20 protein-coding genes are annotated in these 20175 nt (G+C 65.1%); 11 read left to right on the top strand and 9 right to left on the bottom strand.

From position 1 onward, the window contains the following. Positions 1 to 15 precede the first annotated feature (15 nt). Positions 16 to 843: a mycofactocin-coupled SDR family oxidoreductase gene (locus tag CSQ99_RS21765; protein WP_099041078.1), complete on the bottom strand. Its 828-nt coding sequence runs from the start codon at positions 841 to 843 to the stop codon at positions 16 to 18. Further along, positions 840 to 2012, bottom strand: coding sequence for an acyl-CoA dehydrogenase family protein (locus CSQ99_RS21760; RefSeq protein ID WP_099041091.1), 1173 nt, complete (start codon positions 2010 to 2012; stop codon positions 840 to 842). The genes CSQ99_RS21765 and CSQ99_RS21760 overlap by 4 nt, the downstream gene beginning before the upstream one ends. A gap of 121 nt (positions 2013 to 2133) precedes the next feature. Between CSQ99_RS21760 and fabG the strand changes: the two genes are divergently transcribed. Genes fabG through CSQ99_RS21740 form a run of 4 tightly spaced genes read left to right on the top strand, consistent with a single transcriptional unit; the run spans position 2134 to position 5953 of the window. Continuing rightward, positions 2134 to 2868 carry a 3-oxoacyl-ACP reductase FabG gene (gene fabG / locus CSQ99_RS21755; RefSeq protein ID WP_099041077.1) on the top strand — a complete coding sequence of 245 codons (735 nt, stop codon included), beginning with the start codon at positions 2134 to 2136 and terminating at the stop codon, positions 2866 to 2868. Next, entirely contained in the window at positions 2865 to 4082 is a 1218-nt protein-coding gene (locus CSQ99_RS21750; protein WP_099041076.1) for an acetyl-CoA C-acetyltransferase, read from the top strand. The genes fabG and CSQ99_RS21750 overlap by 4 nt, the downstream gene beginning before the upstream one ends. Beyond that, positions 4079 to 5272, top strand: coding sequence for an acyl-CoA dehydrogenase family protein (locus CSQ99_RS21745; RefSeq protein WP_099041075.1), 1194 nt, complete (start codon positions 4079 to 4081; stop codon positions 5270 to 5272). Before CSQ99_RS21750 ends, CSQ99_RS21745 begins: the two co-directional genes overlap by 4 nt. Positions 5273 to 5275: 3 nt before the next feature. After that, a complete protein-coding gene (locus CSQ99_RS21740) occupies positions 5276 to 5953 on the top strand; it encodes a GntR family transcriptional regulator (protein ID WP_099041074.1) in 678 nt (225 codons plus the stop codon). Here CSQ99_RS21740 and CSQ99_RS21735 read toward each other — a convergent pair. From CSQ99_RS21735 to CSQ99_RS21710, 6 genes are read right to left on the bottom strand one after another with little or no spacing between them, the layout of a single operon-like run. Beyond that, the gene (locus CSQ99_RS21735) at positions 5946 to 7436 is read right to left on the bottom strand and encodes a class I adenylate-forming enzyme family protein (RefSeq protein WP_099041073.1); all 1491 of its coding nucleotides are present in this window, start codon (positions 7434 to 7436) and stop codon (positions 5946 to 5948) included. The genes CSQ99_RS21740 and CSQ99_RS21735 overlap by 8 nt on opposite strands. Beyond that, positions 7429 to 8940 (bottom strand): class I adenylate-forming enzyme family protein, encoded by a 1512-nt coding sequence (locus CSQ99_RS21730; RefSeq protein ID WP_099041072.1) that lies wholly within the window; start codon positions 8938 to 8940, stop codon positions 7429 to 7431. The genes CSQ99_RS21735 and CSQ99_RS21730 overlap by 8 nt, the downstream gene beginning before the upstream one ends. Continuing rightward, a complete protein-coding gene (locus CSQ99_RS21725) occupies positions 8933 to 10393 on the bottom strand; it encodes a class I adenylate-forming enzyme family protein (RefSeq protein ID WP_099041071.1) in 1461 nt (486 codons plus the stop codon). The genes CSQ99_RS21730 and CSQ99_RS21725 overlap by 8 nt, the downstream gene beginning before the upstream one ends. Then, positions 10393 to 11190: an enoyl-CoA hydratase/isomerase family protein gene (locus CSQ99_RS21720; protein WP_176561139.1), complete on the bottom strand. Its 798-nt coding sequence runs from the start codon at positions 11188 to 11190 to the stop codon at positions 10393 to 10395. Before CSQ99_RS21720 ends, CSQ99_RS21725 begins: the two co-directional genes overlap by 1 nt. After that, positions 11181 to 11984 (bottom strand): enoyl-CoA hydratase/isomerase family protein, encoded by an 804-nt coding sequence (locus tag CSQ99_RS21715; protein WP_099041070.1) that lies wholly within the window; start codon positions 11982 to 11984, stop codon positions 11181 to 11183. Before CSQ99_RS21715 ends, CSQ99_RS21720 begins: the two co-directional genes overlap by 10 nt. 21 nt (positions 11985 to 12005) lie before the next feature. Then, positions 12006 to 12800 carry an enoyl-CoA hydratase-related protein gene (locus tag CSQ99_RS21710; RefSeq protein ID WP_099041069.1) on the bottom strand — a complete coding sequence of 265 codons (795 nt, stop codon included), beginning with the start codon at positions 12798 to 12800 and terminating at the stop codon, positions 12006 to 12008. A 111-nt stretch (positions 12801 to 12911) separates the two neighbouring features. On the opposite strand from CSQ99_RS21710, the gene CSQ99_RS21705 reads away from it, so the two are divergent. From CSQ99_RS21705 to CSQ99_RS21690, 4 genes are all read left to right on the top strand, one after another. Beyond that, positions 12912 to 13565, top strand: a complete 654-nt coding sequence (locus CSQ99_RS21705; RefSeq protein WP_099041068.1) for a hotdog family protein — start codon at positions 12912 to 12914, stop codon at positions 13563 to 13565. Next, positions 13565 to 14332, top strand: coding sequence for a FadR/GntR family transcriptional regulator (locus tag CSQ99_RS21700; protein ID WP_099041067.1), 768 nt, complete (start codon positions 13565 to 13567; stop codon positions 14330 to 14332). Before CSQ99_RS21705 ends, CSQ99_RS21700 begins: the two co-directional genes overlap by 1 nt. A gap of 10 nt (positions 14333 to 14342) precedes the next feature. After that, positions 14343 to 15272: an enoyl-CoA hydratase/isomerase family protein gene (locus tag CSQ99_RS21695; RefSeq protein ID WP_099041066.1), complete on the top strand. Its 930-nt coding sequence runs from the start codon at positions 14343 to 14345 to the stop codon at positions 15270 to 15272. A gap of 78 nt (positions 15273 to 15350) precedes the next feature. After that, positions 15351 to 16526 (top strand): thiolase family protein, encoded by a 1176-nt coding sequence (locus CSQ99_RS21690; RefSeq protein WP_099041089.1) that lies wholly within the window; start codon positions 15351 to 15353, stop codon positions 16524 to 16526. A 59-nt stretch (positions 16527 to 16585) separates the two neighbouring features. On the opposite strand, the gene CSQ99_RS21685 is transcribed toward CSQ99_RS21690, so the two are convergent. Next, a complete protein-coding gene (locus tag CSQ99_RS21685) occupies positions 16586 to 17338 on the bottom strand; it encodes a TetR/AcrR family transcriptional regulator (protein WP_176561138.1) in 753 nt (250 codons plus the stop codon). A 177-nt stretch (positions 17339 to 17515) separates the two neighbouring features. Between CSQ99_RS21685 and CSQ99_RS21680 the strand changes: the two genes are divergently transcribed. Genes CSQ99_RS21680 through CSQ99_RS21670 form a run of 3 tightly spaced genes read left to right on the top strand, consistent with a single transcriptional unit; the run spans position 17516 to position 20115 of the window. Beyond that, on the top strand, positions 17516 to 18277 hold the full coding sequence (locus CSQ99_RS21680; RefSeq protein WP_099041065.1) for a crotonase/enoyl-CoA hydratase family protein: 762 nt from the start codon (positions 17516 to 17518) through the stop codon (positions 18275 to 18277). 13 nt (positions 18278 to 18290) lie between these two features. Continuing rightward, positions 18291 to 19088, top strand: coding sequence for an SDR family NAD(P)-dependent oxidoreductase (locus CSQ99_RS21675; RefSeq protein WP_099041064.1), 798 nt, complete (start codon positions 18291 to 18293; stop codon positions 19086 to 19088). Between the two features lie 22 nt (positions 19089 to 19110). Further along, a complete protein-coding gene (locus CSQ99_RS21670) occupies positions 19111 to 20115 on the top strand; it encodes a dihydrodipicolinate synthase family protein (RefSeq protein ID WP_099041063.1) in 1005 nt (334 codons plus the stop codon). Positions 20116 to 20175: the final 60 nt, after the last annotated feature.

Here is a 20175-nt window from a genome sequence, read left to right as displayed (position 1 = left end):
CGGTGAAGGGGTTCCTCAGAAGTGGGTTGAGCCCTGGTCTACCGATATCGCCTGCGCGGTCACCATTTTCGATTCGTCGCTGGCCAACCAGCAGACCGCGTCGGCGATGTCCTCGGGTTGTGCCACCCAGGTCGGCAGAAAAGGCGTCAGCACGTTCAGCAGGGCGTGGTTGCCGTCGACTTCGGCCGCCTTGGCGATGCCTTCGACCATCTCGGGGGAGCCCATCGCGGTGACCACGGGGCCGGGGTGCACGCTGTTGACTCGGATCGAATGCGTGCCGAGTTCGGCGGCGAATGCCCGGGCCATCCCGGTGACAGCGTGCTTGCTGGCCGTGTAGTGAATCATGAACGGCTGCAACTTGACTCCGGCGGCAGAGCTGATCAGGATGATCGACCCGCCACGGCCGCCGTCGACGATGTGCTGAGCACCGGCCATCACGGTGTTCCAGGTGCCGGTCAGATTGACGTCGACGACGTCCCGAAACTCCTCCGGGGTGATGGCGTTCCAGGCGTGGGGAGCGGTGATGCCCGCGTTGGCGACGATGATGTCGAGACGGCCGAACTCGGCGACGCCGTCGTCGACGACCTTTTTCAGCCCCTCGTGGTCGCGGGTGTCAACCGCTGAGGACAGGACCCTGCGTCCGGTGGCCTCGACCAGTCGCACCGTCTCCTTCAGGTCCTCCGGCGTCGCCGATGGATAGGGGACACACGCAGGCAGTGGACCCGCGATGTCGACGGCGATGACGTCGGCGCCCTCGGAGGCCATGCGGACCGCATGCGCGCGGCCCTGACCTCGTGCTGCTCCGGTGATGAATGCGACTCTGCCGGTGAGTCTTCCGCTCATTTGCTCTCCCGTTGTGCCGTTTTGACGAGGTTCGCCCCGATGATGAGTCGCTGAATCTCGCTGGTGCCCTCGTAAAGCCGCAGCAGACGGACGTCGCGGTAGATGCGCTCGACCGGCACTTCGCGCATGTACCCGCTGCCGCCGTGGATCTGTACCGCGAGATCGGCTACCTGACCGACCATTTCGGTGCAGAACAGCTTCGCCGCGGACGGCGCGATGCGGCGGTCCTCCTCGCTGACCCACGCCCTGGCTGTCTCACGCACCAGTGCCCGACCGGCGAGCACGCCGGTTTGTTGATCGGCGATCATCGCCTGCACCAGCTGGAAGTTCCCGATCGGTGTGCCGCCTTGAGTGGCCGTGGCCGCATAGGCGACGGACTCGTCGAGCGCGCGCTGGGCGGTGCCGACGGCGAGCGCCGCGATGTGGACGCGGCCCCGCGCCAACGAGATCATCGCCGCCCGATATCCGATGTCTTCACTGCCGCCGATGAGCGCGGTTGCCGGCACGCGAACATCGTCGAAACTGACGTCGGAGGTCCACGCACCTTCCTGGCCCATCTTGGCGTCCTTGGCGCCGACCACCACGCCCGCGGCGTCGGCCGGTACCAGGAACACCGCAATGCCCGCGCCTTCGTCGTCGGCAGGGCGGGTGCGGGCGAAGACGATGAACAGGTCGGCCATCGGTGCGTTGGTGATGAATCGCTTCTGGCCGTTGATGATCCAGTGATCCCCATCCCGGACGGCTTTGGTCCGCAGCCCGGAAGGGTTCGATCCGGCGCCCGGCTCGGTCAGGGCGAAGGAGGCGACGACGTCGCCGACGGCCATGGGTTCAAGCCAGCGCGCCTTCTGCTCGTCGGTGCCGAACCCGACGAGCACCTGTCCGGCGATGCCGTTGTTGGTGCCGAACATCGACCGCAGCGCCAGCGAGGTGTATCCGAGTTCCATCGCGAGTTCGACGTCCTGGGCGAGATCGAGGCCGAGCCCACCCCACTCCTGGGGGATTGCGTAGCCGAACAGTCCCATCTTCTTGACCTGCTCGCGCAAGTCGTCGGGCACCCGGTCGCTGGCGAGGATCTCCTGCTCGCGAGGGACGACGGCGGTGCGCACGAAGTGGCGTGTCTGCGCGAGGATCTCCTGGAAATCCTCATCGCTGACTTCGGTGATCGTCATCTGGGGACGCTCCTCTCCGGCGAGTGGGCCCATGAACGGAGGAATCATATATGAAATATGATGTCCGTCTGCGGGGGCCCCAACGGGGCTCCGAAACAGCAAGAGGAGTGATCAGGTGTCAATGCTGACCGGTCGGACCGCCGTCGTCACCGGAGGGGCGCAGGGCCTCGGGTACGCGATCGCGGAACAGTTCATCGCCGAGGGCGCGCGTGTGGTGCTCGGCGACCTGGACCTCGGAGCGACGGAGGCCGCGGCCAAGCAACTCGGGGGCGAGCAGGTGGCGCTCGCCGTGCGCTGCGATGTGACGAAATCCGATGAGGTCGACGCACTTGTCGCGGCCGCCGTCGAACGGTTCGGTGGTCTCGACATCATGGTCAACAACGCCGGGATCACCCGCGATGCGACGCTGCGCAAGATGACCGAGGAGCAGTTCGACCAGGTGATCGCCGTGCATCTGAAGGGCACGTGGAACGGCACCAAGGCCGCGGCCGCGATCATGCGCGAAAACAAGCGCGGAGCGATCGTCAACATGTCGTCGATCTCCGGGAAGGTCGGTCTGATCGGTCAGACCAACTACTCGGCGGCCAAGGCGGGCATCGTCGGGATGACGAAGGCCGCGGCCAAGGAACTCGCCCATCTCGGTGTGCGGGTCAACGCCATCCAGCCGGGACTGATCAGATCCGCAATGACTGAGGCTATGCCCCAACATATTTGGGATCAGAAGCTGGCCGAGGTGCCGATGGGTCGTGCAGGCGAACCGGCCGAGGTGGCCAAGGTGGCATTGTTCCTCGCCAGCGACCTGTCGTCGTACATGACCGGCACGGTGCTCGAAGTCACCGGGGGGAGGCACGTATGACTCGCGAGGCCGTTATCTGTGAACCGGTACGCACACCGATCGGCCGCTACGGCGGCATGTTCAAATCGCTGACCGCGGTGGACCTGGGTGTCGCGGCACTCACGGGGTTGCTCGAACGCACCGGGATCGAACCTGGCGCAGTGCAAGACGTCATTCTCGGGCACTGCTATCCGAGCAGTGAGGCACCGGCGATCGGTCGCGTCGTCGCGCTCGACTCCGGCCTCCCCGTCACGGTGCCCGGTATGCAGGTCGACCGCAGGTGCGGCTCGGGTCTGCAGGCCGTGATCCAGGCCTGTCTACAGGTTGCCAACGGCGACAACGATCTCGTCGTTGCCGGCGGTGCCGAGAGCATGAGCAACGTCACCTTTTACTCGACGGATATGCGGTGGGGCGGAGCCCGATCCGGCGTCCAGGTGCACGACGCACTGGCGCGTGGGCGCACCACCGCGGGCGGGCGCCACTACCCGGTGCCCGGCGGAATGCTCGAGACGGCCGAGAACCTGCGCAAGCAGTACGCGATCTCCAGGCAGGAGCAGGACGAGTTGGCGGTGACGTCGCATCAGCGGGCCGTTGCCGCGCAGAAGGACGGCGTTCTCGCCGAGGAGATCATTCCCGTGACCGTCCGCACCCGCCAGGGTGAGGAACTGATCGACACCGACGAACATCCTCGTGCCGACACCACGGTGGAGTCACTCGCCAAGCTGAAACCTGTTCTGCTGAAGAGCGATCCCGATGCGACGGTCACGGCCGGTAATGCCAGCGGGCAGAACGACGCGGCATCCATGTGCATTGTCACCACCGCCGAGAAGGCCGACGAACTCGGTCTGACACCGCTGGTCCGGTTGGTCTCCTGGGGTTCAGCGGGTGTGGCGCCCAACGTCATGGGCATCGGGCCGGTGCCCGCGACCGAAGCTGCGCTTGTCAAGGCAGGGCTGTCGCTGGATGACATTGACCTGATCGAACTCAACGAGGCGTTCGCCGCGCAGGCGCTCGCAGTCATGCGGGCGTGGGAGTTCACTGACGCCGACCGCGACCGGACCAACGTGCACGGTTCGGGAATTTCGCTGGGTCATCCCGTTGGTGCCACCGGCGGACGGATGCTCGCGACCCTCGCGCGCGAGTTGAACCGCCGCGGGGCTCGGTACGGTTTGGAAACGATGTGCATCGGCGGCGGACAGGGTCTGGCGGCGGTTTTCGAGAGGGTGGGCGCATGACCAAACTTGCGCAGACGCTGGGACTGACCGAGTTCCAGACCGAGATCGTCGCCAACGTACGGCAGTTCGTCGACAAGGAGATCATTCCCGCCGCCCAGGAACTCGAGCACGCGGACACCTATCCGCAGGCGATCGTCGACCAGATGCGGGAGATGGGTCTGTTCGGTCTGATGATTCCCGAGGAGTACGGCGGCCTGGGGGAGTCTCTGCTCACTTATGCGCTGTGCGTCGAGGAACTCGCCCGCGGCTGGATGAGCGTCTCCGGGGTGATCAACACTCACTTCATCGTCGCGTACATGATTCGCCAGCACGGCACCGATACGCAGAAGCAGTACTACCTGCCGCGGATGGCGACCGGAGAGACGCGCGGCGCATTCTCGATGTCCGAGCCGGAACTCGGTTCCGATGTCGCCGCAATTCGCACCCGGGGCAAGCGCAATGCCGATGGGACGTACACGATCGACGGCCAGAAGATGTGGCTGACCAACGGCGGCAGCTCGACGCTGGTCGCCGCGCTGGTGCGCACCGATGAAGGTGCCGAGAAGCCGCATCGAAACCTGACCGCGTTCCTGGTCGAAAAGCCTACGGGCTTCGGTGAAGTCGTCCCGGGGCTGACGATTCCGGGCAAGATCGACAAGCTCGGCTACAAGGGGATCGACACCACCGAATTGCTTTTCGACGGGTATGTGGCGCAAGCGGGCGACATTCTCGGTGAGGCGCCGGGCCAGGGCTTCTTCCAGATGATGGACGGCATCGAGGTGGGCCGTGTCAACGTGTCCGCCAGGGCCTGTGGCGTGGGGATCCGCGCGTTCGAGCTCGCGGTGCGCTACGCGCAGCAGCGGCAGACGTTCGGCAAGCCGATCGCAGAACATCAGGCCATCGCCTTCCAGTTGGCCGAGATGGCGACCAAGGTCGAAGCGGCACATCTGATGATGGTCAACGCCGCCCGGCTGAAGGACTCCGGCGAACGCAACGATGTCGCGGCGGGAATGGCGAAGTATCTTGCGAGCGAGTTCTGCTCGGAGGTCACGCAGCAGAGCTTCAGAATCCACGGTGGGTACGGCTATTCCAAGGAATACGAGATCGAGCGGCTGATGCGCGATGCCCCGTTCCTGCTGATCGGCGAGGGAACGAGCGAGATCCAGAAGAACATCATCAGCAAGCGACTGCTCGCCGATTATCGGATCTGATCCGTGTCCGTACCCGAGATTCCGCAGGCCCTGGCCAGGACGCAACTGGCCGAAGACGTCGCGCGCATCGTGCGTAAGCGAATCTTCGACGGCACCTATGCCGCAGGCACATACGTGCGGCTGGACCAACTCGCGGTGGATCTCGGCATCAGCGTCACGCCGGTGCGTGAGGCGCTGTTCGAACTCAAGGCCGAGGGACTGCTGGCCCAGCAGCCGCACCGTGGCTTCGTGGTCCTGCCGGTGACCGGTCGCGACCTGACCGACGTGTCCGACGTGCAGGCCTACATCGGAGGTGAGCTGGCCGCACGCGCCGCGGCGAACATCAGCGACCAACAACTTCGGGAACTACAGCAGATCCAGTCCGAGCTGGAAGTGGCGTATGCCGCCGATGACGACGAACGCGCAGTGCGGCTCAACCATGAGTTCCACCGCGCAATCAACGTCGCCTCAGATTCCCCTAAACTTGCCCAGCTGATGTCGCAGATCACCCGCTACGCGCCGGAGTCGGTGTTCCCGATCATTGCCGGCTGGCCGGAGAAGTCGAACGAGCATCACCGTCGACTGTTGGAAGCGTTGGAGAAGCACGACGAAAACCTGGCTCGCACAGCGATGTCCGAGCACCTCGCAGCGGGTGCGAAGCCACTGATCGAGCACCTCACTGCCCAGGGCGTGGTCAGCTAGCCTCGAGCAGCATCTCCCGCAGGGCGGCGACATCGACCTTGCCCGTCGCCTTGCGCGGGATGGCTTCGTCGGAGTCGACGGTCAACCACACCGTCGGGACCTTGAAGGAGCTCAGCCGCTGGCGTGCCGCGGCGTGAAGGTCTTCGACAGCCTGCCCGGATATCACGACGGCGCCCACAGCTCCGGCGACCTCCGTGACGAACGCGCCGTGGACACCGTCGATGGTGCGCAGCGCGTCCTCGACCTCGCTCGGGTAAACGGTGGCGCCGCTGACCTTGAACATATCGTCGGAGCGGCCGTGGTAGAACATGAAGCCGTCGTCGTCGAGGTGGCCGAGATCGCCAGTGGGGTAGAAGCCGTCGGCGGTGAAGAGTTCGTCGTGGCTGCGGCGGCAGATCCCACGCATCATGTGGGGTCCGCGTAGCTCGATCATCCCGATGTTGCCCCGCGGGACGGGTGTACCGTCATCGGGGTCGACAATGCGAACCTCCATGCCGTCGAACGGTTTTCCGCAGCTGCCCCACGCTGATCGCGGCATGTCGGTATCGGCGGGGTAGCCGCAGTATGGCCCGAACGATTCGGTCATCCCGAACAGCCTCGCCCGCGCCCCGGGTTCGGCCCGCTGATCCGCAGGCAACAGAGCTTCCAGGCTGCCGGGACGCAGCGATGACAAATCGGCTGCCAGAGAATCGGTTTGGCGCGCCAGCGCCTCGGCTTGATCCGGCCAGCCGCGGAAAAGGGTGACCTGTTCGCGTTCGAGTAGGCGCAGCGTCGTCTCAGGTTTGGGTATCTGCTCGGTGACCAGCGTGGCCCCGGCCAGCAGTGCGGACAGCACTCCGCTGCCGAATCCGCCCACCCAGAAGAACGGCATCGGCAGGTACAGCCTGGTGTCTGGACCGATGCAACGTGCGGCCAGTCCAGACCGGACCGCACCCAGCGCATTGCCGTGCGAGTGGATGACGCCTTTGGGTGGACCACTGCTGCCCGACGTGAACATGATCGCGAGTGTGTCGCTGGGTGTGACGGTTTCGGCGACCGCATCGACAGGCGCGTTGTCGGTGGGGCGGGGGAGCCGGTCGGCCGTCCACACCTTGCGCAGCGCGGGAAGATCCACCCGATACGGCTCGAGGTCGTCGAGGTAGCGGTGGCCGCGGAACTCCTGCACGGTGATCAGGCACTGGACGGAGGCCGCGCGCAGCGCAGCGGCAAGCTCGGGCGGTTGCAGGAGCGTGCTCAGCGGCACCAGCACCGCGCCGATGCGGGTGAGTGCCACCGCGATCTGCACCCAGTGCGCACAGTTCGGCATGATCAGGCCCACCCGCGTGCCTTTGCCGACGCCGGTGGCGATGAACGCGGCGGCGAGGTCGCGGCTGGTGGCGTCGAGTTCGGCGTACGTGAGCCGGGCATCGGGGTCGATGACCATCGGCTTGCTTGCGTCGCTTGCCGCTCGAAGTCGCACCAGCCCGTCGATGGTGTCAGACATCGAAGACCTTTGTGAGACGGGATATGTCGACTTTTCCGCTGGACATCACCGGAATCTCCGCGGCCGGCACCGCGGCGAAGCGCCGCGGAATCTTGTATGACGACAGCTCGCTTTTCAGGCCTTCACGCAGCGCGTCTTCGTCGAGCTCCCTGTCCTCCGGAAGCACGATCACGGCGGCCACCAGCTGTCCGCGCTCGGGATCGGGCAGTCCGACGACGTGCGCTGTAAATCCGGCGACCTTGGCGATCGCCTTCTCCACCTCCGCAGGGGCGACGTTGGCGCCCGCGGTCTTGATCATCGCGCCGCGACGACCGATGAAGTACACGAAGCCATCGGCGTCGGTGCGGACGAGATCGCTGGTGTGAAACCAGCCGTCGGCGTCGAAGCACTCTTCCCGGCTGCGCTTGTAATAGCGCTGCATCAGAAATGGCCCGCGGACGCACAGTTCGCCGACCTCCCCGGCATCGACGCGTCCGCCGGTGTCGTCGACGACCTTGGTGTCGAATCCCGGTGCCGGCCGGCCGAACGACCCACGCCGATGCTCGGGCTGGTCGGATTCATCCTCGCTGATCGTGATGACGCTTCCGGTCTCGGTCATCCCGAGCATGGTGTGCCGCAGCTCGGGGTCCACGGGCCGCACCTCCGGCGCCATGATGGGGTACAGGTTCCCGCGGCGCATGGACGACAGATCGCGCTGCGCCAGGCTGGGGTGGCGGGCGAGATGAGCGATTCCTCCCACGAAACCGTTCGTCATGGTGGGCTTTTCGGCTTCGAGAAGGTCGAGGGTATCGCCCGGATCGACGGCGTTGGAACACACGAGCGTGGCACCGGCCAGCATCGCGGCCAGTATCGAGAACGCGATGCCACCGATCCAGAAGAACGGCGAGTTGCAGAACAATTTGTCTTCCGGGCCCAGCCCACGGATCTCGTTGAGCACGCGTTGATGGTCGAGCAGCGACGCATGTGTGTGTACGACGCCCTTCGGCGCGCTCGTTGATCCCGACGTGTACACGATCGCCAGCGGGTCGGAGGAGTCGACGTCGTCCTCCATCGCCTCCAGCAGTTCCGAGTCGACGGCGACCGGCGGCGCGGCATCGACGAAGGTCTGACGTAGCAGCGGGAGACCAGACCGATCGATCTGGGCCAGTCTCTCGCGGTAGTCGTGGCCCCGGTAGGACGCAGTGGCGAGCAGGATCTCGACGTCGGCGTGGGCGAGCTGTGTCGCGAGTTCAGGGGCGGTGGCGAACGTGGAGAAGGGAATCACGACGGCGCCGATGCGGGCTGCGGCCAGCATCGCCACGATGAAGTCCGGCCCGTTCGGGTACAGCACGCCGACGTGAGTGCCCTTCCCCGCACCGAGCGTGATCAGCCCACACGCCAACCTCGTCGAGCGTTGGTGGGCCTCGGCGTAGCTGAGCCGGTCGCCGTCGCATATCAGCAGCGGATGCTCGCCCCGGTTCTGCGCCTGTTCGCGTAGAACGTCGGCGACTGTGGTGTCAGGCATGGTCGACGGTGGTGAAGTGCTTGCGGACGGCGGTCAGATCGGCCTTGCCCGACGGGGTCCTGGGAATCTGCTCGACGATCGCGATGTCGGTGGGAATCTCGTAGCGCGCCAACCGCTTCCGCAAGTGGTCGAGAAGGATATCCACCTCGACCGCGTTCCGCAGTTCGACCATGGCCACCGGTGTCTCGCCGAGTCGCTGATCGGGCCGACCGACCACCGCCGCGCCCTGCACCGCCGGGTGGCTCTCCAACGCGCTGCGCACATCGTCGGGCATCACCTTGAAACCGCCGCGGATGATCGCCTGGTCGGCGCGGCCGAGGATCCACAGGAATCCGTCGGCGTCGATGCGCGCCATATCGGTGGTTCGCATCCAATCTCCGATCGCTCCCATTTGGCCCGGCCTCACCTCGAGCAGGCCTGGCTGGTCGTCGGCGACGGGTGCACCGTTGTCGTCGACCACACGCAGCTTTGCGCCGAGCGTGGCCCTGCCCACGCTGCCGCGCTTGGTGTGCCAGTACTTTTGGTAGTCACGCAGCGACCATCCTGCGACGCCGCCACCGAACTCCGTTGCGGCGTATGACGTCAGGACCGGAATGCCGAATTTGGCGGTGAATGCGTCGGCATCCTCGGCTGATAGCGGCGCCGTGCCTGAGGTGACGGCGCGGATGCTCTGCAAATCGTCTCGAGTCAGGTCGGAGTGCAGCACGGTGCGCAGGGCCGCGGGAACCAACGACACCGCCTGCGGTCGGTGCATGCGCACGGCGTCGGCCCACCGGTCGAGCTCGAATCGATCCAGCAGGGCGAACGAACGCGCTTCGCAGACACATTGCAGGACGCGGAACACGCCGCCGATATGCACCAGCGGGGCGTTGACGATCGCGACGCCACGGCGCGGTTCGGTCGGCGTCGGTGCGATGTCGAAGTCGGTGCCGATCACGCTGCGCGCCAGCATGTCGTAGGTCAGGTCGATTCGCTTGGGCGGACCCGTCGTCCCACTGGTCAGCATCCGCACCGCGACCCCTTCGCGGCCCGCGTCGCGGCGCTGCTCGCTCGCCGAGCTCACGTCGGGCGCATCGGCAAGGCCCGCGATCGCCACCGTGGCGGTGCGTGCCGTCGGCGTCACCAACGTCGTCATATCGTCGTTGGTGCCGATGACCATGGGCAGCTGAAGCGCCTCGATATCGCCCTTGATGCGGTCGTCGCCGCGGGACGGGTTGATGGCGACGGCCGTGCCGCCCGCCATCAGAACGCCGAGAAACGTCGCGACGTGGGACGGTGTGTTATGCAACAGGATTCCGACCTGGCGCCCAGAGGCGGTGAGCGATTCGATGCGACGGGCCAGCGCGGCGACGGCGCCCCACGTCAGCCATTCGCCGTCGTACTCGATCGCGGGCCCGTCGGGCCGCAGCTCCAGAACGCGACGGATCCGCCTACTGAGGGGATGTTCTTCCATCAGCGCAGCCTCGGAGTGGGCCTGTCGCCGGGGGAGCGGCTGGCGAGCTCGGCCTGTCCAAGCGGATTTCCCAACCTTGTGTAGATCAGATTCTGTTCCATGGCTGCGCGGTACGGCTTGTCCAGTGACTCCCAGATCGCCTTCACGGTGCCCTGGGTGGCCGTCGGCGGTTTGGCCGCGATCGCCGCCGCGATCTCGTGCGCGCGCGCCCACAGCGCCTCGCGCGCGACGACCTCCGTCACCAGCCCGATCCGAAGAGCGGTGTCGGCGCTGACCCGCTCGTCGTTGCCCATCAACGCGATTCGCAGCGTCTCACCCAGACCGACGCGGCGCATCAGCCCGACCGGCTCGAGTGCGCATACCAGGCCAGCGCTGACGTGCGAGTCGAAGAACGTCGCGTCCTCGCTGCAGATCACGACATCTGATTCATTGACGAAGTAGAAGGCTCCCGCGGTGCACATACCCTGCACGGCGCACACGACGGGCTTCCACACCTTCTGCCACTTGGGGCTCAGGTACTCGCCCGGATCCTCGTGATTCCACACGTTGTCGGGCTGACCGTAGGACGACTTGATGTCCAGGCCCGCGGAGAACGCCCGACTGCCCGCGGCGCGCACCACCACGGCATGCACCGAATCGTCGAGCTTGGCGAGCCGCCAGGCCTCGGACACCTCCTCGCACATCGCCCGGTTGAACGAGTTGAGCGAGTCCGGCCTATTCAGCGTGATCGTGGCAACGTGGTCGTCCGGGTCCACGTCAAGCGCGATTGTCTCGAAGCTGTGCGACGTCATCGGCATTGCCAATTCGGCGCGCGCTTCTCCATGAACGCCTTCGGGCCCTCGTCGGCATCCTCGGTGCGGACCACACGTTCGCGGAAGGTCTCGGCCAGAATCTCGGCTTCGTGCAGCGGCAGGTCCAGTGTTTTGTGGATAGCCAGGCGCGTGCCCCGAACTGCCAACGGCGCATTCGAGTTCACGATGTCAGCGATCTCGTGGGCGCGTTCGAGGAGTTTGTCGTGTTCGACAACCTCGCTGATCATCCCTAGCTCATATGCCCGCTGGGCACTCATCCGTTCGTGCTTGCCCATCAGCGCCATGCGGAGCGCGATGTTGCGTGGCAGCACCCGGGCCAATCGCACCATCTCCCGGCCCGCCACCAACCCGATGCTCACATGCGGATCGAAGAACGTCGCCTTTTCCGACGCGATGGCGATGTCACCGGTGGTGATCCAGTCCAGTCCTGCGCCGCAACACAACCCGTTGATGGCGGCCAGCACGGGCTTGGCCATACGACGGAACGGCGGCGTGCCCTCCTGCGGTGCCTCCCACTGGTCATAGGTGGACAGGTACGGCCGTTCGTAGACCACCCGTCCGTCTTCGGGGATCTCGCCGACATCGGCGCCCGTGCAGAACGCACGCCCTGTCCCGGTCACGATCAGAATCCAGACGTTGTCGTCGTTCTCCGCTTCGTCATACGCGGTGCGGAGTTCGGTGATCATGCGTGGGCTGAGCGCATTGAGCGCGTTCGGCCGATTCAGCGTGATGGTGGCCTTGTGCCCGTCGACCTCGTAGGTGATGTCGTCATATGACATGGCGGAGTCCTTCCGTCTGGGTCACCGGCCACCGAACTCCGGCGCACGCTTCTCGCGGAACGCCGCGAGTCCTTCTTTGAAATCCTTGGTCCGACAGGACAGCTCCAGGTTGAACAACTCCTGGTCCATTGTCTGCGGAAGCGTCGCGTGCTGCCCGTAGTGGATGGCCTGTTTGGCGAGTCCGATCGCGACAGTGGGGCCGGCGGCCAACCGCGCCAACAGTTCCGCCGCGATGTCGTCGACTTCGGAATCGTCTACGCAACGATGGATCAAACCCCAGTCCGCCGCGTCGGATCCGCTGACCTTCTCGCCCAGCAGCAGCATGCTCTTCGCCCGCGCCAACCCGACCAACCGGGGGAGCAGCCACGACGAACCCGAATCCGGGCTGAAACCGCGGTCCAGGAACGGCTCCCAGAACACCGCATCCGCACCTGCGACGGTGAAATCGGCGGCCAGCGCCAGATTGCAGCCCAGCCCGGCGGCCCAGCCGCGGACGCTGCACACGACGGGCAGGTGGATCGAGTGAACGAGTTCGATCACGCGGTGGGCGCCGTGCGGAACGCGGCGTACGAGATCGCCGGTGCGGGGACGGTCGCCGCTGTTGGCGCTGACCCAGTCGACGCCCGCGCAGAAATCGTTTCCGCCGCCGCGAATGTGGACGGCGCGAAGTGAGTCGTCGGTGGCGGCGTCGGTCAACGCATCGACGAACGCGGCCACCATCGGCGGGCTCAACGAGTTGCGCCGCGACGGCCGATCGAGCGTGACATGCAGAACGCCGTCCGCCCGGGAGGTCGTTACCGTCCCGTCGTCAGTCACCGTTGCCTCCGCCCTTCCCTCGATATACGGTTAGGCATACAGTATTGCTATCTTGTACAAGTTAGCAAGGAAAGCGTCCTGACGGAACAGTCGACAGGCGAAAGGCAACTCATGGCCGAGGGCACCCCCCGTTTCGGTGAGCAACCGCTGCCGCAAACGGTGGCCGCCGCCGGGGCCATGCGCCGGTTGACCGGGCTGCTGCTGTCACTGGAACACGAGCACCCGACCGTCGACGCCATCGTCACCCAGATCGCCGAGTGGGAACGGGAACTGGCGCCCGCTGCACCGCCCGACCTGACACCTCGCATCGGGCCGCAAAGCACCGAGACCCAACGGGTGTATCTCGATCACGCCTTCGATGTCGGGGCGTACAACCCGTGCTTTCCCGATTACACGTTCGACCATCTCGATGCCGACGCGGCGTCCGGCCGTGTCACCTTTCCCGTGGTGTACGAAGGGCCGCCGGGGCTGGTCAACGGCGGCTTCCTTGCGGTGTTCTTCGACTGCATCACCCAGCATCAGAGTTGTGCCTCGGGGCGCACCGGTAAGACCCGCTCGCTCACGGTGACGTTTCGCCGGCCCACTCCGGTCCTGGTTGAACTCGCGTTCGAAGTCGCACGTGCCGAAGCCGACGGCCGGGTCACGTCGACGGCACGGCTGTTGCTCGGCGACGAGGTGTTGTGCGTCGGCGAATTCAACACGGCGGCTTCGTCGCCCGACAAGTTGAGTGTCTTCGATTTCGGTCACCGACAGGTCAAGGGCTGATGACCAGCGTGCAGCGCATACGTCAGCCCCGGGTCGCCGAGATCGTCGCGTCCCGGCTACGCGACGAGATCTTGTCCGGGCGCATCAAGGAAGGCGACGTGCTCCCGTCGCAGGACACTCTGCTGGCCCAATTCGGAGTCAGCCCGCCCGCGCTGCGCGAGGCCATTCACATCCTCGAGACCGACGGGTTGATCTCGGTGCGTCGCGGGAACATGGGCGGTGCGGTCGTACATCCACCCTCGGCCGAACGCACCGCGCACATGATCAGCATGGTGTTGCAGACGCGGTCTGCCAAGCCCGCCGACGTGAGTGGCGCGTTGATGCATCTCGAGCCGATCTGCGCAGGCATGTGTGCCGCCCGTGAAGACCGGATGATCGAGGTTGTGCCGTATCTCGAGGCGGAGATCAAAACGCAGGCAGAGCAATTCGACGATCTTGCGCGCTACGTGCCAAACGCGCGGCGATTCCATGAGGCGCTGGTGTCCCGATGCGGAAACGAGCCGATGATTCTGCTGATCGGCTCACTGGAGCTCATCTGGTCGGCCCACGAGTCCTCGGTGTGGAGCGATGAAGGTGATCCGATGAAACAGAAGACCATGCGGGCCGCGCTTCGCGATCACCAACGGCTGCTGGACGCGATTCGTGACGGCGATGAGGCGCGTGCTGTGAAGCTGGCGCACCACCACCTGTCCGCAGCGCGGCGCAACACGCTCGCGGTCGGAGCGGACAAAACCATTGAGGCCAAACTGATTTCCAACGCCGAATGAAGGACTTTCGATGACGACCACCGACGACCGAGTGCTTTTCGACGTTGACCGCGACAAGCGCATCGCCACGATCGCGTTCAACAACCCGAGCCGGCGCAACTCCTACGATGCGGCGATGCGCGAGACCGTCGGCCGATATCTCGACCAGGTGGCCGAGGACGACGATCTGACGGTGGTGCTGCTGCGTGGCGTCGAGGGTGTGTTCAGCACGGGCGCGGACATGAACAACGCGTACGGCTGGTACGGCGATGTGGGGGCACCTCCCGCACGTAGTGCAGGGGGACGCTTGCGCGAAGAGCAGACAGACGAGACAAGGATTCGATCCAAACGTCGCCCCAGTCAACGGCGGCGCTTGACCGTCGATCGCAAGTCGTTCGGCTTCTATCACAACCTGATGGGCTACCCGAAAGTCACCGTGGGGGAGATCAGCGGCTACGCGCTCGGCGGAGGATTCGAGATGGCGTTGATGACCGACATCTCCGTGATCGGGCGCGACACCAAGATCGGTATGCCCGCCACCCGGTTCCTCGGCCCGGCGCTGGGCAGCCTACACATGTTCTTTCACCGCCTCGGTCCCGTGTTGGCACGGCGCCTCCTTCTCACCGGCGACATCATCGACGCGGGCGCGGTCGAACACCTGGGAGTGTTCACCGACACCTGCGACCCCGGTTCGGTCACCGCACGGGCGCGGTACTGGGCGGAGAAGGCCGCGAAGATGCCTGCCGACGGGGTGGTCATCGCCAAGGAAGCGTTCCGCCTCGTCGAACAGAGCCAGGCGTATGCGGGCGAGGAGGTGGCCAGCTATCTGTTCCACGCCTACGGGACAAACCTGCAGTTCGCGCCCGGTGAGTTCAACTTCGTCAAGACCCGTGCGCAGCATGGCACCAAGGAGGCGTTCCGGCTGCGCGACGAGCACTTCTACGTTCCGGAGCCGGAGTGAGCACCCTCACCTTCTGGCAACGCAACACTATCTGTTACTTTTGTAAAGTCACCTATGCCGAAACCCGAGGTTGAAAACATGTCCACACCCGTCATCGTCGGTGCAGCCAGGACGGCTATCGGCCGTTCGTTCAAGGGGACTTTGGTCAACACCCCGCCCGAGACACTGATCACCACGGTGCTGCCCGAGGTGGTTCGCCGGTCGGGTGTGGATCCCGCCGACATCGACGACATCATCTTCGCCGAATCGCACTACGGTGGCGGGGATCTGGCACGCTATGCCGCCGACGCCACTGGGCTGCACCACGTTCCGGGCCAGTCGGTGAACAGGCACTGCGCAGGCAGCCTGACCGCGATCGGCAACGCGGCCGCGCAGATCGGCTCGGGTATGGAGCGGGTACTGATCGCAGGCGGCGTGCAGTCCCTGTCGATGACCCCACTGACGAACTGGCGAATCCCCGGCCCCGAGCTGAAGTTCGAGGAGCGGTGGATGCCGCCGACGCACGTCGAGACACCCGACGCGCCGACCAAGGACATGTCGATCACCGTCGGATGGAACACCGCGCAATCGGTGGGCATCACCCGCGAGGAGATGGACGCGTGGGCCGCCAGGTCGCATGAGCGGGCCGTCGCCGCACAGGATGCGGGCAAGTTCCTCGACGAGATCATCCCGATGAAGATCCAGCAGTTCGACGGGTCAGTGGTGGATTTCAGCGTGGACGAGCATCCCCGCCGCGACACCACCGTCGAGAAGCTCGCCGGGCTCAAGGTGCTGCATCCCGAGATCGAGGGCTTCTCGATCACCGCGGGCAACAGCAGCGGTACCAATGACGCCGCTGCGGGCGTCGCCCTCGTCGAGCGCGGTTATGCCGACGCCAACAATCTTTCCGTGATGGCCACCGTGAAGGCTTGGGGCGCAGCGGGTGTCCCCGCTCGCGACTGCGGGCTGGGTGCAGTGAAGGTGATCGGCAAGGTGCTCGGCCGTGCCGGGCTGAAGCCGTCCGACGTCACGCTGTGGGAGATCAACGAAGCATTCGCCTCGGTGCCGATCGCGGCGTGCCGCGAGTACGGCATCGACGAGGAGCTGGTCAACTTCTCCGGAAGTGGATGCAGCCTGGGCCATCCCATCGCCGCCTCGGGTGCGCGCATGGTGACGACGCTGATCTACGAGTTGCAGCGGCGCGGTGGCGGCATCGGTGTCGCCGCGATGTGCGCAGGCGGTGGCCAGGGCGGCGCGGTCGTCATCGAGGTCTAAACCCCGTGCGATTTGTGGAGCCGCGGCCGCGCTGACTGCGGCTAGAACTCCGCAAATCGCTAGCGTTTGCGCGCGGGTTTCTTGGCGGTCGTGCTGTTGGCCTCGTCGATCAGCCGACCGGCGTGATCGAGGATGCACTCGAGACCAAACTCGAAGTTGTTCTCATCGGCCGCGCCGAGATGGTGACCCTTCTCGGTGACCAGAGCAAGCAGCGGCGTCGAGTCGCTGTCGATGGCCATCGCTTCGTCGATATCGCTGGGGCCTTCGTCCGTTGACCGGTTCTTCTCGCGGAGGCGTTGCAGCACCACCGAACCGCGGACGTGTACCGAAACCGCGGAGTATGTGTCGAAGGCGTCATCGGCGGACAGGCCCGCCTCCGTCAGGCTGGCGATCGCTTTCTCGACCTCCTGCACGCCGAGCCGCGCAGTACGCGGACTCAGAGCGGAGCGAATGAGAATCAAATCGCACAGAATCGGGTTGCCCAGGAATGTCTTTCGCATCGACCGCGCGTGATTACGCAGAGTCTCGCGCCAGTCCTTGGCCTCGACGTAGGGCGTGGCGAAGACGTACTGCCGCAGCGCCCGATCGGTCATGGCGTTGAGGAGATCGTCCTTCTTGCGGAAGTACCAGTAGATGCTGGTCACGCCGACGCCGAGATGCTTACCGAGCAGCGGCATGGAGAGGTTGTCGATGCCCACTTCTTCGGCGAGTTCGAAAGCACCCTTGATGATGTCGTCGGGATTTATCGATCCGCGTTCGCGCCGCGGACGTTTCTCGGCGGTCGCCTGCCTTGCCACGAACGGCACCTCCATCACAATCGACTGGTGGACTGAATGTACCGGCAATTGCCCTCTGATCTGCGTCTACGCAGGTGTGTCGCCGCTCAGCCGCTGCCGTCAACTGTACCGGTCCACCGTTTCACTTCTTTACTGTAAGCCCTATAGTAAGTGTTTCTAGCGATTGCAGCTAAAGGCGGCGAAAGGCGAAGTGTGTCGGACGAAATCCTGACGGAGCGCCAGGGGCGCGTACTCGTCATCACGATCAATCGGCCGGAAGCGCGAAACGCGGTGAACCTGGCGGTCAGCCAGGGCCTGGCCGACGCGGTCGACGAACTCGACGAGGACAAGGACCTATCGGTCGCGGTGCTGACGGGGGCAGGTGGCAATTTCTGTTCCGGCATGGACCTCAAGGCCTTCGCCGCCGGCGAGATGGTCGCGATTCCGGGTCGTGGCATCGGCTTCACCGAGCGGCCGCCGAGGAAGCCACTCATCTCAGCCGTCGAGGGCTATGCGCTAGCCGGTGGCACCGAAGTGGTGCTCGCGACGGATCTGGTGGTGGCATCGCGGACGGCGAAGTTCGGCATCCCCGAAGTGAAACGCGGACTTGTCGCCGCGGGTGGCGGGCTGCTGCGTCTACACAAACGAATCCCGTATCAGAAGGCGCTTCAGTTGGCGCTCACCGGCGAGAGCTTCACCGCCGAGCAGGCCGAGGCATGGGGATTCGTCAACGTGCTCACCGAACCGGGCGAAGCGCTTGCCGGCGCAATCGAATTGGCCGAACGCATCACAGCCAACGGGCCTCTTGCGGTGGCGACCACCAAGGAAATCCTCGTCAAGTCGGTCGGTTGGAGCGAGGACGAGATGTGGAAAAAGCAACTCGAGTACATCATTCCGATCTTCTCCTCGAACGATGCCAAGGAGGGCGCGATCGCGTTCGCAGAAAAGCGCGCGCCCAACTGGACTGGTACCTGACGGCGCGTACGCCATGGATCTGGGGTTGAGGGACGCAGCCGCGGTCGTCGTCGGAGGCGGCCGAGGCATGGGACTTGCGACTGCGCGCTGCCTCGCCGAGGACGGTGCGCGGGTGGCAGTCGTCGGCCGGACGCAGGCGGTACTCGACGACGCTGCAACGGATTTGGCGACCCGGGGAAGCCCTGATGCGCTCGGGCTCGTGGCCGACGCCTCGGACGCCGAACAGGTGCAGCGGGTTTTCGACGACCTGAGCGCACGGTGGGGTGGTGAGCTCAACATCCTCATAAACGCAGTGGGGCCAGGGTCGGTCGGCACCTTCGACGATCTCACCGACGATCAGTGGCGCGCAGCGTTCGACGACGGCGTGCTGGGGATGGTGCACTGCGTCCGTTCCGCACTACCGCTGCTCCGAAAAGCCAAGTGGGCGCGCATCGTGAACTTCTCCGCGCATTCGACGCAACGTCAGAGCGTCATTCTGCCCGCGTACACCGCCGCCAAGGCGGCACTGACGAGTATCTCCAAGAACCTTTCGCTGATGTTGGCCAAGGACGAGATCATGGTCAACGTCGTCTCACCGGGCAGCATCTCCTCGGAGGCGTTGGTCGGCTGGGCCGCATCTGTCGGAGTCGACGGCAGCGATCCGTATGCGTTGATGTCGGCCATCGACGAGCACTTCGGGCATCCGGCGCACTTACCGCGCGCGGGTCTGCCGGACGAAATGGGTCCTGTCGTAGCGTTTCTCGCTTCCCGGCGAAATTCGTACATGACCGGTGCCAATGTCAACGTCGACGGAGGCTCTGACTTCACCTGAGACTTCACCTGAGGAGGCAGCAGTGGCGACGGCCAGCGAAGCGCGGGATTGGGCCCGCAGCAATCTGCGGGGGATCGGCAACTCCCTTTACACGCCGTTCTGTGGCGTGGACGGCGATGACATCGACTGGGACGCTTACCGCACGCTGGTGCGTTACTGCGTCGGAGAACTGCGTCACCCGATGCTCTGGTGCACCAGCGGTATTGCGGAGTTCTGGTCGTTGACCATCGATGAGCGAAAGCGCCTGCTGGAGGTCGCGATTCAAGAGGGCCGGGCCGCCGATCCCAATGTCGTGGTGCAGGCCTGCACCGCTGCCATGTCGGCGAAGGACTGTCTGGATCTGACACTGCACGCACAGCAGGCGGGGGCCGACATCGTCTACATCCAGACGCCGATGATGGAAGCGCATGGGGGAGCCGGTGTTTTACGGTTCTTTCACTACATCGCCGACCGCAGCGATGTCGCGCTCGGCATGTTCAACTCGCCGTCGTCTGGATACGTGCTGACCCCTGCCGAGGGTGCGCGGATCTACGACGAGATTCCGGCGGTGTGCGCGACCAAGGAGGGCGCGTTCCGGCCCACGGCCAGCCGGCAGCTACACAACCTCGCTCCCGACCTGACGATCTGGGAATGCGAGACGATGGTCTACCGTGCCGGCTGGCTACGCGCCGGGATCGTCGGGCCCGCTCAACTGGGTACGTCCGGTTATCTCTACGAAACTCCGCAGCATCGGGTGTTGTCCGAATACTGGGAACTCGTGTGGAGCGACAAGTTGTCTGAGGCGATCGATTACGCGGAGAAGTCGGGTATCGATCAGTTCACCGTCGACATCGGTGGGTGCTTTACGTGCTATCCGGGCCGTCCGGACTATTTCACCCACTGGGGCGGGGCGTTCAAGTACGCGGCGTCGGTGCTTGGATTGCCCATCGGTTCTTACCCCCACTCGCGGCCGCCGCAGGCTGAGCTGCCACACGAGGCCAAATCCGACATCGACGCTGCGTATCGACGGTTCGGGTTGGCCGGCTGATGCCCTGCCAGACGGTTGCGGAAGGCACTACCGATAGGTGTACAGTAAGTGCAAACATCC

Source organism: Mycobacterium neglectum (genome assembly GCF_002591975.1).
GTDB lineage: Bacteria > Actinomycetota > Actinomycetes > Mycobacteriales > Mycobacteriaceae > Mycobacterium > Mycobacterium neglectum.
Note: the sequence above shows the minus strand (reverse complement) of the source record. Positions and strands in the feature narration are given on the sequence as shown.

Bases quoted from the DNA above. Each gene is read 5' to 3' on its own strand.
- CSQ99_RS21690 (WP_099041089.1), top strand. From the start codon at position 15,351: ATGTCCACACCCGTCATCGTCGGTGCAGCCAGGACGGCTATCGGCCGT.
- fabG (WP_099041077.1), top strand. From the start codon at position 2,134: ATGCTGACCGGTCGGACCGCCGTCGTCACCGGAGGGGCGCAGGGCCTC.
- CSQ99_RS21725 (WP_099041071.1), bottom strand. From the start codon at position 10,393: ATGGAAGAACATCCCCTCAGTAGGCGGATCCGTCGCGTTCTGGAGCTG.
- CSQ99_RS21750 (WP_099041076.1), top strand. From the start codon at position 2,865: ATGACTCGCGAGGCCGTTATCTGTGAACCGGTACGCACACCGATCGGC.
- CSQ99_RS21675 (WP_099041064.1), top strand. From the start codon at position 18,291: ATGGATCTGGGGTTGAGGGACGCAGCCGCGGTCGTCGTCGGAGGCGGC.
- CSQ99_RS21705 (WP_099041068.1), top strand. From the start codon at position 12,912: ATGGCCGAGGGCACCCCCCGTTTCGGTGAGCAACCGCTGCCGCAAACG.
- CSQ99_RS21760 (WP_099041091.1), bottom strand. From the start codon at position 2,012: ATGACGATCACCGAAGTCAGCGATGAGGATTTCCAGGAGATCCTCGCG.
- CSQ99_RS21695 (WP_099041066.1), top strand. From the start codon at position 14,343: ATGACGACCACCGACGACCGAGTGCTTTTCGACGTTGACCGCGACAAG.
- CSQ99_RS21685 (WP_176561138.1), bottom strand. From the start codon at position 17,338: ATGGAGGTGCCGTTCGTGGCAAGGCAGGCGACCGCCGAGAAACGTCCG.
- CSQ99_RS21700 (WP_099041067.1), top strand. From the start codon at position 13,565: ATGACCAGCGTGCAGCGCATACGTCAGCCCCGGGTCGCCGAGATCGTC.
- CSQ99_RS21765 (WP_099041078.1), bottom strand. From the start codon at position 843: ATGAGCGGAAGACTCACCGGCAGAGTCGCATTCATCACCGGAGCAGCA.
- CSQ99_RS21730 (WP_099041072.1), bottom strand. From the start codon at position 8,940: ATGCCTGACACCACAGTCGCCGACGTTCTACGCGAACAGGCGCAGAAC.
- CSQ99_RS21745 (WP_099041075.1), top strand. From the start codon at position 4,079: ATGACCAAACTTGCGCAGACGCTGGGACTGACCGAGTTCCAGACCGAG.
- CSQ99_RS21735 (WP_099041073.1), bottom strand. From the start codon at position 7,436: ATGTCTGACACCATCGACGGGCTGGTGCGACTTCGAGCGGCAAGCGAC.
- CSQ99_RS21720 (WP_176561139.1), bottom strand. From the start codon at position 11,190: ATGCCGATGACGTCGCACAGCTTCGAGACAATCGCGCTTGACGTGGAC.
- CSQ99_RS21715 (WP_099041070.1), bottom strand. From the start codon at position 11,984: ATGTCATATGACGACATCACCTACGAGGTCGACGGGCACAAGGCCACC.